10 protein-coding genes are annotated in these 13,271 nt (G+C 66.8%); all 10 read left to right on the top strand.

The genetic code is table 11. The features are described 5' to 3' along the window. Positions 1-220: 220 nt before the first annotated feature. From SOM28_RS14830 to SOM28_RS14785, 10 genes are read left to right on the top strand one after another with little or no spacing between them, the layout of a single operon-like run. Positions 221-1,747, top strand: a complete 1,527-nt coding sequence (locus SOM28_RS14830; RefSeq protein ID WP_123068766.1) for an XrtA system polysaccharide chain length determinant — start codon at positions 221-223, stop codon at positions 1,745-1,747. Positions 1,748-1,773: 26 nt separating this feature from the next. Beyond that, on the top strand, positions 1,774-2,694 hold the full coding sequence (locus tag SOM28_RS14825; protein WP_123068765.1) for an XrtA-associated tyrosine autokinase: 921 nt from the start codon (positions 1,774-1,776) through the stop codon (positions 2,692-2,694). 43 nt (positions 2,695-2,737) lie between these two features. After that, a complete protein-coding gene (locus tag SOM28_RS14820) occupies positions 2,738-4,297 on the top strand; it encodes a TIGR03016 family PEP-CTERM system-associated outer membrane protein (RefSeq protein ID WP_320468570.1) in 1,560 nt (519 codons plus the stop codon). Positions 4,298-4,322: 25 nt separating this feature from the next. Beyond that, complete coding sequence (locus SOM28_RS14815; protein WP_123068763.1) at positions 4,323-5,348, top strand: XrtA/PEP-CTERM system-associated ATPase; 1,026 nt, start codon at positions 4,323-4,325, stop codon at positions 5,346-5,348. Between the two features lie 21 nt (positions 5,349-5,369). Further along, positions 5,370-6,254 carry an XrtA system polysaccharide deacetylase gene (locus SOM28_RS14810; RefSeq protein ID WP_320468569.1) on the top strand — a complete coding sequence of 295 codons (885 nt, stop codon included), beginning with the start codon at positions 5,370-5,372 and terminating at the stop codon, positions 6,252-6,254. Next, positions 6,251-7,360, top strand: coding sequence for a FemAB family XrtA/PEP-CTERM system-associated protein (locus tag SOM28_RS14805; protein WP_320468568.1), 1,110 nt, complete (start codon positions 6,251-6,253; stop codon positions 7,358-7,360). The genes SOM28_RS14810 and SOM28_RS14805 overlap by 4 nt, the downstream gene beginning before the upstream one ends. Positions 7,361-7,364: 4 nt before the next feature. Continuing rightward, on the top strand, positions 7,365-8,558 hold the full coding sequence (locus SOM28_RS14800; RefSeq protein ID WP_123068760.1) for a TIGR03087 family PEP-CTERM/XrtA system glycosyltransferase: 1,194 nt from the start codon (positions 7,365-7,367) through the stop codon (positions 8,556-8,558). After that, the gene (gene xrtA, locus SOM28_RS14795) at positions 8,549-10,129 is read left to right on the top strand and encodes an exosortase A (RefSeq protein WP_320468567.1); all 1,581 of its coding nucleotides are present in this window, start codon (positions 8,549-8,551) and stop codon (positions 10,127-10,129) included. The genes SOM28_RS14800 and xrtA overlap by 10 nt, the downstream gene beginning before the upstream one ends. Positions 10,130-10,140: 11 nt before the next feature. After that, entirely contained in the window at positions 10,141-11,325 is a 1,185-nt protein-coding gene (locus tag SOM28_RS14790) for a TIGR03088 family PEP-CTERM/XrtA system glycosyltransferase (protein WP_320468566.1), read from the top strand. 22 nt (positions 11,326-11,347) lie between these two features. After that, entirely contained in the window at positions 11,348-13,243 is a 1,896-nt protein-coding gene (locus tag SOM28_RS14785) for an XrtA/PEP-CTERM system amidotransferase (RefSeq protein WP_123068757.1), read from the top strand. Positions 13,244-13,271: the final 28 nt, after the last annotated feature.

Raw genomic sequence — 13,271 nt, 5'->3', positions numbered from 1 at the left:
AATCTTCAGATGTTTGCGATAATGCAACAACCGGCATGATGCAATTTGTTTAACATCTTCTGATTGCAGTGCGGAACATGTGTTGCAAACCGATGGCATCGGTACCACGAATCGCTACATCCCTTAACCCTCAATTGCAATTGATTAGGGTACAAGCGATCATGCACATTGTTTATTTGTTGAGCCTGCAGCCCAGGCCCTGACCGACGAGATCGACACGATGGCTGAAATCACAACCCAGATACTTCACCTCCTCAAAGCCATCGGCAAGTACCGCTGGCATGCAGTCGTCATCACCTGGGTGGTGGCGCTGGCCGGCTGGGGGGTGGTGTATTCGCTTCCCAACCAGTACGAGGCGTCGGCGCGCGTCTACGTCGACACCCAGACCATTCTCAAGCCGCTGCTGTCGGGCATGACCACCCTGCCGAACCTGAACCAGCAGGTGCAGTTCATGCGCCGCACACTGATGAGCCGCCCGAACGTCGAGCGCGTGGCGCGCGAGCTCGACCTCGACGCCCGCACGCGCAATACCAAGGAATTCGACAAGATGGTCGACAATATGATCGACAAGCTCAAGATGGCCGGCACCGGCCGTGAGAACATCTACACCATCAGCTACACCGGCACCAGCGCGCGCGAGAGCAAGGACGTGGTGCAGGCATTCCTGACGATCTTCGTCGAGGGCAGCTTCGCCGGCAAGAAGCAGGATTCCGAAAAAGCGGTCCAGTTCATCGACGAACAGATCCGCAGCTATGAAGAACGCCTGGCCGCGGCCGAGAACTCGCTGAAGGAATTCAAGATCAAGAACATCGGCATGCTGCCGCGCGCCGGCGCCGACTATGGCGCACGCCTGATGTCGGCCACCGAAGCACTGAACCAGGCCCAGCTTGACCTGGCCGAGGCCGAACAGGGCCGCAATGCGATCCGCAGCAGGATGTCGGGCGACAACAAGGGCGGGGCCGGCGCCCCGGTGCTGCGCGACCCGGCGCTGGACGACCGCATCGCCGCCGTCAACAAGAACCTGGACAGCCTGCGTACCCAGTACACCGAGCAACATCCCGACATCGTCGCCAACCGCCGCCTGCTCGAGCAGCTGATGGAGCGCCGCGCCGATGCGGCCAAGAATCCCGTGCAGAGCTCGGACCCGGGCGCCAGCTTCAGCCCCATGCTGCAGCAGCTGACCGTGCAGCTTTCCGACGCCGAGGCGCGCGTGGCGTCGTTGCGGGCGCGCGTGAACGAATACAGCGCCCGCGTGGCGCGCCTGCGCGGCCAGAGCGAACTGGTGCCGGAGGTCGAGGCCCAACTGGCCCAGCTCAACCGCGATTACGAAGTCAACCGCCAGAACTACCAGCGCCTGGTCGAGCGCCGTGAATCGGCCAAGCTGTCGGGCGAGGTGTCCTCGGTCACCGACATGCTGACCTTCCGCGTGATCGATCCGCCGATCGCGCCGGCCGTGCCGACCGGTCCGAACCGCCTGCAGCTGTTCTCGCTGGTGTTCGTCGGCGCCCTCGCCGCCGGCCTGGCCGGCGCCCTGCTGCTGAGCCAACTGCGCCCGACCTTCCTCAGCCAGGTCTCCCTGCGCGAAGCCACCGGCCTGCCGGTACTGGGTTCGGTCAGCATGAACTGGACCGCCGAACAGACCGTGCTGCGCAAGCGCCGCCTGGTCGCCCTGGCCGCTTCGGTGTTGCTGCTGTTCGGCGCCTATGGCGCCGGCGTCGCCGCCATTCTGGTCCGCCCCGCGATGTAAGGCCGGATGGCCAATAAGGAGTAAATGTGAGCATTATCGAAAAAGCCGCCAGCCGCATCGACCAGCAGCGCCAGAACGCCGCCCCCGTCACCCCTGCCAGCACCATCGTGCCGGCCGAGCCGCCATTGGTCGACGCACCGGCCGCCGTGCTGGTCGACGTGCCGGTCGCGCCGGCCCCGACGCCGGACCTGGCCTCGGGCATGGCGTCCGCCCCGGCGCGCACCCGCCGCGTCGAACTCGACCTGGGCCGTATGCGCGAGCTGGGCATGGTCACCGCCGCCGGCGGCCGTACCAACCTGCTGGAAGAATTCCGCATCATCAAGCGCCCGCTGCTCAAGCGCGCATTCGCCGAGCGTGGTCCGAAGGACAACCCGGCCAACCTGATCATGATCACCAGCTCGCTGCCCGGCGAAGGCAAGACCTATTGCGCGATCAACCTGGCGATGAGCATCGCCATGGAGCTCGACCACACCGTGCTGCTGGTCGACGCCGACGTGGCGCGTCCGTCGGTCCTGCGCACGTTCGGCCTGCCGGCCCAGCGCGGCCTGATGGACATCCTGGTCGACGACGCGCTCGAACTGCCGGACGTGATCCTGCGCACCAACGTCGACACCCTGGCCCTGCTGCCGGCCGGCACGAGCTCGCACAGCGCCACCGAACTGCTGGCCAGCTCGACGATGGCCGCCATGCTGACCGAACTGGCCAACCGCTATCCGGACCGCGTCATCATCTTCGACTCGCCGCCGCTGATGCTGACCACCGAGGCGCGCGTGCTGGCCAGCCACATGGGCCAGATCGTGGTGGTGGTGGAAGCACAGACCACGACCCAGCATGCGGTCAAGGAATCGCTGCAACAGCTGGAAGGCATGAGCAACGTCAATCTCGTCTATAACAAGACCAGGGACATCCCCGGCATCGAAGAAACGTATGACTATCACTACGGCTAAACAATCCGCCGTCATCCGCTCGCCGCGCACGCCGGGATGCCGGATGCCCGTCCTGACTCCACTGGCGGCGGCGGTGCTGCTGCTGGCCGCCCTGCCGGCCCACGCCGACTGGCGCGTGACCCCGACGCTGCGGATCGCCGAGACCTGGACCGATAACGTCAACCTGACGGAAGACGAACTCGCGCACAGCGACCTGATCACGCAGATATCGCCCGGCTTCAAGCTCAGCAACCAGACCCGGCGCCTGACCGTCAACGCCAGCGCCCAGCTGCATACGTTCGCCTACCTGCACGACAGCGACAAGCGCAACCGCGATGGTTCCTTCGGCGACGGCGAGAACGGCGGCGTGTCGAGCGTGCGGCGCAGCTACCGCGCCAACCTGCGCGGCGAACTGGCGCAAGACCTGCTGTACCTCGACGCCACCGCTTCGCGCGGCCAGCAGAACATCTCCGCCTTCGGTCCGCGCATCACGAACGACCAGTATTCGAACGCCAACCGTACCGACATCGATACCTGGAGCATCAGCCCCTACCTGCTGCGCAACTTCGGCAGCATCGCTGCGGGCCAGTTGCGCTTCACGCGCGACTCGGTCGGCGGCGGCGACAATATCGGCTTTCGCCGCACCGGCGGCAACACCCTGCTGGCCTCGCTGGTGAATGGCCCCGCCTTCCGCACCGTCGGCTGGGGCGTCACCTACACCAAGGAAGACCTGAACGGCGGTCGCTATGGCGACTCCTCGAGCGAACTGCTGGCCACCAACCTGCGCTACATGGTCAACGGCCGCTTCTCGCTGCTGGCCAACGCCGGCTACGACCGCTACGAGTACGAGGGACTGGGCGGCGGCGAGCAGGGGGCCAACTGGTCGGTCGGCTTCGCCTGGACGCCGTCCTCGCGCACCAGCCTGCAGGCCACCGCCGGTCGCCACTTCTATGGCAATACCGGCACCCTGATGGCCATGCACCGCAGCCGCCACACCAGCTGGAACGTGAGCTACAACGACGTCATCACGACTTCGCGCCAGCAGTTCACGCTGCCGTCGACGATCGACACTGCGGGCCTGCTCGACCGCATGTTCGCCACCGCCTACCCGGACCCGGTGCTGCGCGCGCAGGTGGTGCAGGCCTATATGGATCAGACCGGCCTGCCGCCATCGCTGTCCGACAGCATCAACTACCTGAGCAACCGCTTCATGCGCCAGAAGCGGCTGCAGGCATCGATGGTGTACCGCAAGGGCCGCAGCAGCGCGGTGCTGTCGGCCCATGCCAGCGACCGCAACGCGATCTCGGACCAGCAAAGCGACAGCCCGCTGCTGGGCAACCAGCAGGGCCGCTACAGCGACAACGTGCGCCAGCATGGCTTCGAAGCAAACTACACTTACCGGCTGAACTCGCGCTCCAACCTGACCGCGCGCTACGACATCGACGAAAGCGAGTCGCGCGACCGCGGCTACAAGAGCACCCAGCGCGTGTTCCAGCTCGGTGTGTCGCGCCGTTTCGGCGAGACCATCGGATCGGTCGACCTGCGCCGTCGCAGCGGCGACCGTTTCAACGCCGGCACCTACACCGAGAACGCCATTTCGGCCAGCCTGTTCAAGACGTTTTAAGCGCAACAGACCCCAGGGAACCACGATGTACGAATCCTATTACGGCCTGTCGGCCAAGCCCTTCCAGCTTCGCCCGGACCCGCACTTCTTCTTCGGCTCCAAGGGCCACAAGCGCGCCATGGCCTATCTCGAATACGGCCTGTCGCAGGGCGAGGGCTTCATCGTCATCACGGGCGAAGTCGGCGCCGGCAAGACCACGCTGGTGCGCAACCTGCTGGGCCACATTCCGCTCGACCAGATCGTGGCGGCCCACATCGTCAACACCAGCCTCGATCCGGAAGACACGCTGCGCATGGTGGTCTCGGCCTTCGGCCTGCCCTACGAGGGCGCCAGCAAGGCCGAGCTGCTCAATCGCCTGGAGCAGTTCTTGCGCTCGGTCGACCGCCAGGGCAAGCGCGCCCTGCTCGTGATCGACGAGGCCCAGAACCTGAACGCGCGCACGGTCGAGGAATTGCGCATGCTGTCCAATTTCCAGACCGACGACCGCTCGCTGCTGCAGACCTTCCTGCTCGGCCAGCCGGAATTCCGCGCCACGCTGCACAGCCCCACCATGCAGCAGCTGCGCCAGCGCGTGATCGCCAGCTACCACCTGGGCCCGATGGATGCGCCGGAAACCCGCGCCTACGTCGAGCACCGCCTGGCCACGGTCGGCTGGAAGGGCGACCCCGCCTTCGACGACAGTGCACACGCGGCGATCTACGCCTACAGCGGCGGCATCCCGCGCAAGACCAATACGCTGATGGACCGCGTGCTGCTGATGGGCTACCTGGAAGAGCTGCATGGCTTCACCGGCGCCCACATCGAGGAAGTCGTGCGCGACATCTCGGACGAATTCCAGGCGCCGGAGGGGCTGGGCGAGCCGGATGCGGCGTCCATGCGCGCTGCCCCCGGCCAGCATGACCTGCAGCATGGAGAGCGGCGCGGCGCCAGCGTCGAGCAGCTCGACGAACGCATGATGCGCCTCGAGAAATCGATCGTGTCGGTGCTGTCGATCCTCAAGAAGATCGCCGCCACCCCGCCCGGCTCGCAGCGCCAGCTGGACCAGGAATAACCTTTCAGGAATGGACTTGGCATGAAAATGACCGCTCCCGCCGCCCGCCCGCGTCCCGCGCCGGGCGAAAAGATCCGCAATGCGATGACCTGCGACGTCGAGGATTACTTCCAGGTCTCGGCCTTCGCCCCCTATATCGACCGCGCCAGCTGGCCGACCCGCGAATGCCGGGTCGAAGCCAATATGGAACGCATCCTGGCGCTGTACGAGCGCCACGGCGTGCGCGCGACCTTCTTCACCCTGGGCTGGATCGCCGAGCGCTATCCCGCCATGGTGCGCCGCATCGTCGCCGCCGGCCACGAACTGGCCAGCCATGGCTACGGCCACCTGCGCGCCTCGGACCAGAGCCGCGCCGAATTCGACAACGATATCCGCTCATCCAAGGCGCTGCTGGAAGACATCGGCGGCCAGGCGGTGGTGGGCTACCGCGCGCCGAGCTTCTCGATCGGCCACGCCAACCTGTGGGCGCTGGACGCGCTGCACGAAGCCGGCTACCGGTACAGCTCGAGCATCTACCCGATCGCCCACGACCACTACGGCATGCCGGACGCGCCGCGCTTCGCCTTCTACCCGAACGGTCCGGACGGGCTGCTCGAAGTGCCGATCACCACGGTCAAGATGGCTGGCCGCAACCTGCCGGCCGGCGGCGGCGGCTACTTCCGCCTGCTGCCCTATGCGCTGTCGCGCTGGATGATGGAAAAGGTCAATCGCGAAGACGGCGAACCGGCCCTGTTCTACTTCCACCCGTGGGAAGTCGATCCCGGCCAGCCGCGTCCCGAAGGCCTGGGCGCCAAGGCGCGCTTCCGCCACTACGTCAACATCGACCGCATGGAGGGCCGCCTGGAACAGCTGGCGCGCGACTTCAAGTGGGACCGCATGGACCGCATCTTCCTGGACAAGCCATGAACTCGATCATCGAAGCGGCGCAGGCCAAGCGCGCGGCTCCTGGCACCATCGCCGCCAGCGTCGCCGGCCCGCAGACCCTGCAACTGATGCAGCCGCAGGATTGCGCCCGCTGGGACGCTTTCGTGCGCGCCTGCCCCAACGCCACCTTCTTCCACCTGTCGGGCTGGCAGAAGGTCATCGAACAGTCGTTCGGCATCAAGACCTGGTTCTATTTCGTGGAGCAGGACGGCCAGATCCAGGGCGTGCTGCCGCTGGCCGAGATCAAGAGCCGCCTGTTCGGCCACTCGCTGGGCGCGATGCCGTTCTGCGTGTACGGCGGCGTGGCCGCGGTCAACGACGGCGCGCGCCTGCTGCTCGACGAAGCGGCCGACCAGCTCGCGAAAAAGCTGGGCGTGGGCCACCTGGAATACCGCGGCATGCACCGCGCCCATCCGGGCGACGCCTCCTGGCATACCAAGGAACTGTACGTCACCTTCCGCAAGGAGATTTCGGGCGACGACGAGGCCAATCTGAACGCCATCCCGCGCAAGCAGCGCGCGATGGTGCGCAAGGGGATCAAGCTCAACCTGAAAGGCGTGGTCGAGGACAACGTCGACCGCATGTTCGAGGCCTATGCCACCAGCGTGCTGCGCCTGGGCACCCCGGTATTCCCGAAAAAATACTTCGCCCTGCTGCAGACGACCTTCGGCGACGAGTGCGAGGTGCGCACGATCCTGACCGAAGACGACCGCCTGGTGGGCTCGGTGCTGTCGTTCTACTGGCGCGACGAAGTCGTGCCCTACTACGGCGGCGGCACCGACCTGGCGCGCAGCGTGGCCGGCAACGACTTCATGTACTGGAACCTGATGCAGGCGGCAGCCGCGCGCGGTTGCCGCATCTTCGACTTCGGCCGCAGCAAGCTCGGTACCGGCGCCTACGACTTCAAGAAGAACTGGGGCTTCACGGCCGAGCCGCTGCCTTATGAATACAAGCTGTACGCGTCGACCCAGCTGCCGGACAACAATCCGCTGAACCCGAAATACCAGTTGTTCATCAAGATGTGGAAGAAACTGCCGCTGCCGGTGGCGAACTTCCTCGGTCCCTACATCGTGCGCAACCTGGGGTAATGCCGTGCAAGACCTGCTGCTCCTGATCCACCGCATCCCCTACCCGCCCAACAAGGGCGACAAGATCCGCTCGTACAACCTGCTCAAGCACCTGGCGCGCGACTACCGGGTGCACCTGGCCACCTTCGTGGACGACGCCGACGACTGGCAGCACGTGCCCAAGGTCGAGGCGATGTGCGCCAGCAGCCATTTCGCGGCCCTGAATCCCCTGCTGGCGCGCGTGCGCAGCCTGGGCGCGCTGGTCAAGAACCGCTCGCTGTCGCTGGACTATTACCAGGATGCGGGCATGGCGCGCTGGGTCGAGCAGACCGTCGCCGCGCACGGCATCAAGCGCGTGATGGTGTTCTCGTCGCCGATGGCGCAATACGTCGACCACCATCGCGACGCACGCCGCGTGATCGACTTCTGCGACGTCGACTCGGACAAGTGGCGCCAGTACGCCGACAAGAAGTCCTGGCCCATGAGCTGGCTGTACCGCCACGAGGCGCGCCAGCTGCTGCGCTACGAGCGCCAGGTGGCCAGCCAGTACGACGCTTCGCTATTCGTGTCCGCGCCCGAGGCCGAGCTGTTCCGCCAGCTGGCGCCCGAGAGCGTGGCGCGCATCGGCCACTTCAGCAACGGCGTCGACACCGAGTATTTTTCGCCCGACCACGATTTCAGCAGCCCGTTCGCGCCAGGCGCGCGCGCGCTGGTGTTCACCGGCGCGATGGACTACTGGCCGAATGTCGACGCGGTGCAGTGGTTTGCCGACGAGGTGTTCCCGGCCCTTGCCGCGCAAGACCCGGCGCTGCGCTTCTACATCGTCGGCTCGCGCCCGAACCCGCAGGTCCAGGCGCTGGGCCAGCTGCCCGGCGTGACCGTGACCGGCACCGTGCCCGACGTGCGCCCCTATATCCGCCACGCCACGCTGGCGGTGGCGCCGCTGCGCATCGCACGCGGCATCCAGAACAAGGTGCTCGAGGCGATGGCCATGGGCACGCCGACCGTGGTGTCGCCGCAGGCGCTGGAAGGCATCGACGCCGTAGCCGGGAGCGAGCTGGCGGTGGCCGACGGCGCCCCGGCCTGGATCGACACGCTGAACGGGCTCCTGGCCCGCGACAACCAGGACATGGGCCGCGCCGCACGGGCGCGGGTCGAACATCATTACAGCTGGCCCAGCAACCTGGCCTGCATCGAGGAGCGACTGGAATGCTCGTGAACCCACCCAATGACCTGGCCGCCGCCGCACCGGGCGCCGCCACGACGCCGCTGGCCCCTTCGAGCGCGATGCTGATCGCGCTCGCGCTGCTGGCGCCGTTCTTCCTCTACCTCGGCACCGCCCAGTCGCTGGTGGCGATCTGGAACAGTTCCGAGACCTTCGCCCACGGCTACGCCATCCTGCCGATCAGCCTGTGGCTGATCTGGCGCCGGCGCGCGGTGTTCAACGCGGTCCCGGCGCGGCCCTGGGCCCCGGCCCTGCTGCTGCTGGCCATGCTGGGCGCCGGCTGGCTGCTGGCGCGCATGGGCGAGGTGCAGGTCGTGATGCAGTACGCCTTCGTCTCGATGTTCCCGGTGATCGCGCTGGCCATGCTGGGCCCGCGCCTGGCGGGGGCACTCGCCTTTCCTCTTCTGTTCCTGCTGCTGGCCGTGCCCTTCGGCGAAGTCTTCGTCGGCCCCCTGATCAACCTCACCGCCGACTTCACCGTGTGGGCGGTGCAGGCCACCGGCATCCCGGTGCTGCGCAACGGCACCCGCTTCGAGCTGCCGACCGGTTCCTGGTCGGTGGTCGAAGCCTGCAGCGGCGTGCGCTACCTGATTTCCTCGTTCACCCTGGGTTGCCTGTACGCCTACCTGACCTACCGCTCGACCTCGAAACGCCTGCTGTTCGTGGCCGTGTCGATCGTGGTGCCGATCGTCGCCAACGGCCTGCGTGCCTACATGATCGTGATGATCGGCCACCTGTCCGGCATGGAGCTGGCCACCGGCGTCGACCACCTGATCTATGGCTGGTTGTTCTTCGGCCTGGTGATGCTGCTGATGTTTTGGGTCGGCAGCTTCTGGCGCGACGATGACGAGCTTCCGGTCGCCGATGCATCCACCGCGGCCGCCGCCGCCACCGTGACGGGCAATCCGGCGCCGGCCTCGATGGCCCGCATCGCGGCCATGTGCGCTGCCGTGGTGGCGCTCACCGCGCTGTGGCCGGGCTTCGCGCGCTACAACGACGCCGCCAACCTCAATCCGCAGCCGGTCCAGCTGTCGACGGTGGCGGTGGGCTGGCCGCAGGTGGCGCCATTCTCCGGCTGGACCCCGCGCTGGGTCAACCCGGACGCGACCTATCGCGCCACCTTCCGCAACAGCGAAAGCATGCCGCCAGTCGCGCTCGACATCATGTACTACCGCAACCAGCGCAACGGCAAGGCCCTGATCAGCTCCGTCAACACCCTGGCCACCTCGGACGACGCCTGGCATGCCGTCGGCGGCGCCATGCGCAGCGAGACCCTGGGCGGCCAGCCGCTGACCCTGCGCGAGACCCGCCTGAACGGTCCGGGCGGCCAGATCCTGGTGTGGCAGTGGATGTCGATCGACGGCCACCTGACGGCCAACAACTACGTCGGCAAGCTGCTGCAGGCCCAGGCCAAGCTGCGCTTCCGCGGCGACGACGGCGCCGTGGTGTTGCTGTCGGCCCCGGTGCGCGACAATCCGGAAGCCGCGCGCGCCGCCCTGCGCGCCTTCCTGGCGGGCCAGGGCCAGGCGGTCGAGCGCGCGCTGGACCATGCGCGCAGCCATTGACGGGTGCCGCGATGCATAGCGAGCTGTCGGTCCTGAATGCCCAGCGGCCCCTGGTCGTGCACCTGGTCTATTCGCTCGACGTGGGCGGACTGGAGACGCTGCTGGTCGACTGCATCAACCGCCTGCCGCCGGAAAAATACCGGCACGCGGTCGTGTGCCTGACGCGTTACTCGGAGTTCGCCCAGCGCATCACCCAGCCCGGGGTCGAGCTGTTCGCCCTAAACAAGCCGCCCGGGAACGGCGCGCAAGTGCACGTCGACTTCTGGAAGCTGATGCGGCGCCTGCGTCCGGCCATCCTGCACACCTACAACCTGGCGGCGATGGAGTTCTGCTTCACCGCCGCCCTGGCCGGGGTGCCGGTGCGGATCCATGCCGAGCATGGCCGCGATGCATCCGACCCGCAGGGCCTGAACCCGAAGCACAACTTCCTGCGCCGCCGCCTGGCGCCCTTCATCGACCGCTACATCCCGGTGTCCGATGATTTGCAGCGCTGGCTGGCCGACGTGGTCCGCATCCCGGCCGCGAAGAACCATCCGATCAAGAACGGGGTCGATACTGAGCGCTACGCGCCGCGCGCGGATGCAAGCACCGCCGCGCCCTGGGGTCCGGACGATATCGTGATCGGCGCCGTGGCGCGGGTGCAGGACGTCAAGAACCACCGCAGCCTGGTGGCCGCCTTCGCCCTGCTGCACGAACGCCTGCCCGCCCTGCGTGCGCGCCTGAAACTCACCATCGTCGGCGACGGCCCGCTGCTGGGCGCGATCCGCGAACAGGTGGCAGGGGCCAAGCTGCAGGACGCGGTCTGGCTGCCCGGCGCGCGCGCCGACGTGGCCGATCTGCTGCACGGCTTCGACGTGTTCGCCCTGCCCTCGCTGGCCGAGGGCACGCCGGTCTCGCTGCTGGAGGCGATGGCTTGCGGCCTGCCGTCGGTGTGCTCGAACGTCGGCGGCATCCCGGAAGTGGTCAATGATGACGTGCATGGCCTGCTGGTGCCGGTCGAGGTCGAAGCCTTGGCAAATGCGCTGGCGCGCTACGTACAGGACCCGGCGCTGATGGCGCGCCATGGCGCCGCCGCGCGTGCGCGCATCGAAGAAAAATACAGCATGGACGCCATGCTGCGCGCCTATATGGCGCTGTACGACGGCCTGCTCGCGCACAAGGCGCCGGCCCGGCTGCATCAATCCATCCATACCTAAACAACGCAGGAAGTGAACGAGCATGTGCGGAATCGTCGGCATTTTTGATACCCAGGGAACTCGCGAGATCGACCGCGCGGCGCTGGGCCGCATGAACGAGAGCCAGCACCACCGCGGCCCGGACGAAGGCGAGCTGTATCTGGAAACGGCGCTCGGCATGGGCCACCGCCGGCTGTCGGTGATCGACCTGGCCAGCGGCCAGCAGCCGATCCGCAACGCCGCCGGCGACGTGACGATGGTGTTCAATGGCGAGATCTATAACTACCGCGAACTGCGCGACGAGCTGGTCGCGCTGGGCTTCGCCTTCCGCACCAAGTCGGATACCGAGGTGCTGCTGCACGCCTACCAGGCCTGGGGCCAGGACTGCCTGCAGCGCCTGCGCGGCATGTTCGCCTTCGCGATCTGGGACAGGAAACGGCAGACGCTGTTCCTGGCGCGCGACCACCTGGGCGTCAAGCCGATGTTCTACGCGCTGCTGCCGAACGGCCTGTTCGTGTTCGGCTCCGAGCTGAAATCGATCATGACCCACCCCGAACTGTCGCGCAAGCTCAACCCGCGCGCGGTCGAGGATTACTTCGCCTTCGGCTATGTCCCGGAACCGCACACCATCTTCCACGGCGCCTTCAAACTGGCGCCGGGCCACCGCATCACGCTGCGCGCCGGCGAGACCGAGGTGAAACCCGAGCAGTACTGGGACATCCCGTTCCAGCGCGCCCCGCAGCGTCCGATGCAGGAAATCGAGCAGGAACTGACGGCGCGCCTGCAGGAATGCGTGCAGAGCCAGATGGTGGCCGACGTGCCGCTGGGCGCCTTCCTGTCGGGCGGCGTCGATTCGAGCGCGGTGGTGGCGATGATGGCCCAGCAGAATCCCGATTCGGTGGTCACCTGCTCGATCGGCTTCGACGACCCCGAATACGACGAATCGAAGTATGCCAACGAAGTCGCCACGCGCTACCGCACCGACCACCACGCCCAGGTCGTGGACAAGGACGACTACGGCCTGATCGACACCCTGGGCCGCCTGTACGACGAACCCTTCGCCGACAGCTCGGCGATCCCGACCTACCGCGTGTGCCAGCTGGCGCGCAAGCACGTCACGGTGTCGCTGTCGGGCGACGGCGGCGACGAGAGCTTCGCCGGCTACCGCCGCTACCGCTTCGCGATGGCAGAGCAGCGCGTGCGCGACAAGGTGCCCGCCGGCCTGCGCAAGCCCGTGTTCGGCACGTTGGGCAAGCTGTATCCGAAGGCCGACTGGGCGCCGCGCATGTTCCGCGCCAAGACCACCTTCGAGGCGCTGGCGCGCGACACGGTCGAGGGCTACTTCCATGGCGTGTCGAAGATGCCGGACCGGATCCGCGCCCAGCTGTTCTCGGATGGGTTCAAGCGCGAGCTGCAGGGCTACGAGGCGATCCAGGTATTCCACGAGCACGCGGCGAACTCACCGACCGACGATCCGCTGTCGCTGATCCAGTACCTCGACTTCAAGACCTGGCTGCCGGGCGACATCCTGACCAAGGTCGACCGCGCCAGCATGGCGCATTCGCTCGAGGTGCGGGTGCCGCTCTTGGACCATACCTTCGTCGAATGGGCCTCGACCCTGCCGCCCGACATCAAGCTGGGCGGCGGCGAAGGCAAGTACATCTTCAAGAAGTCGCTCGAGCCCTTCCTCTCGCACGACGTGCTGTACCGCGCCAAGAAGGGTTTTTCCATTCCGCTGGCGGCCTGGTTGCGCGGCCCGCTGCGCGAGAAGCTGCGCGCGGCGGCGCTGTCGCCGCTGCTGCTCGACACCGGCATGTTCAACGAGCGCTTCCTGCGCGAGATGGTCGAACAGCACATCGCCGGCAGCAAGGACTACAGCACCCCGCTGTGGTCGGTGCTGATGTTCGAGACCTTCCTGCGCGTCAGCGCCGATGCATGAAAACGGGGCCTGCGAAGGCCCCGTTTTT

This window comes from Massilia sp. CFBP9026 (genome assembly GCF_034045165.1).
Taxonomy (GTDB): Bacteria; Pseudomonadota; Gammaproteobacteria; order Burkholderiales; family Burkholderiaceae_D; genus Telluria; species Telluria arenae.
The sequence above is the reverse complement of the archived record's forward strand: the minus strand, read 5'-3'. Positions and strand labels throughout refer to the sequence as shown.

Excerpts from the sequence above, each read along its gene's own strand:
- SOM28_RS14830 (WP_123068766.1), top strand. The coding sequence starts at position 221 with ATGGCTGAAATCACAACCCAGATACTTCACCTCCTCAAAGCCATCGGC.
- SOM28_RS14805 (WP_320468568.1), top strand. The coding sequence starts at position 6,251 with ATGAACTCGATCATCGAAGCGGCGCAGGCCAAGCGCGCGGCTCCTGGC.
- SOM28_RS14820 (WP_320468570.1), top strand. The coding sequence starts at position 2,738 with ATGCCCGTCCTGACTCCACTGGCGGCGGCGGTGCTGCTGCTGGCCGCC.
- xrtA (WP_320468567.1), top strand. The coding sequence starts at position 8,549 with ATGCTCGTGAACCCACCCAATGACCTGGCCGCCGCCGCACCGGGCGCC.
- SOM28_RS14785 (WP_123068757.1), top strand. The coding sequence starts at position 11,348 with ATGTGCGGAATCGTCGGCATTTTTGATACCCAGGGAACTCGCGAGATC.
- SOM28_RS14815 (WP_123068763.1), top strand. The coding sequence starts at position 4,323 with ATGTACGAATCCTATTACGGCCTGTCGGCCAAGCCCTTCCAGCTTCGC.
- SOM28_RS14810 (WP_320468569.1), top strand. The coding sequence starts at position 5,370 with ATGAAAATGACCGCTCCCGCCGCCCGCCCGCGTCCCGCGCCGGGCGAA.
- SOM28_RS14790 (WP_320468566.1), top strand. The coding sequence starts at position 10,141 with ATGCATAGCGAGCTGTCGGTCCTGAATGCCCAGCGGCCCCTGGTCGTG.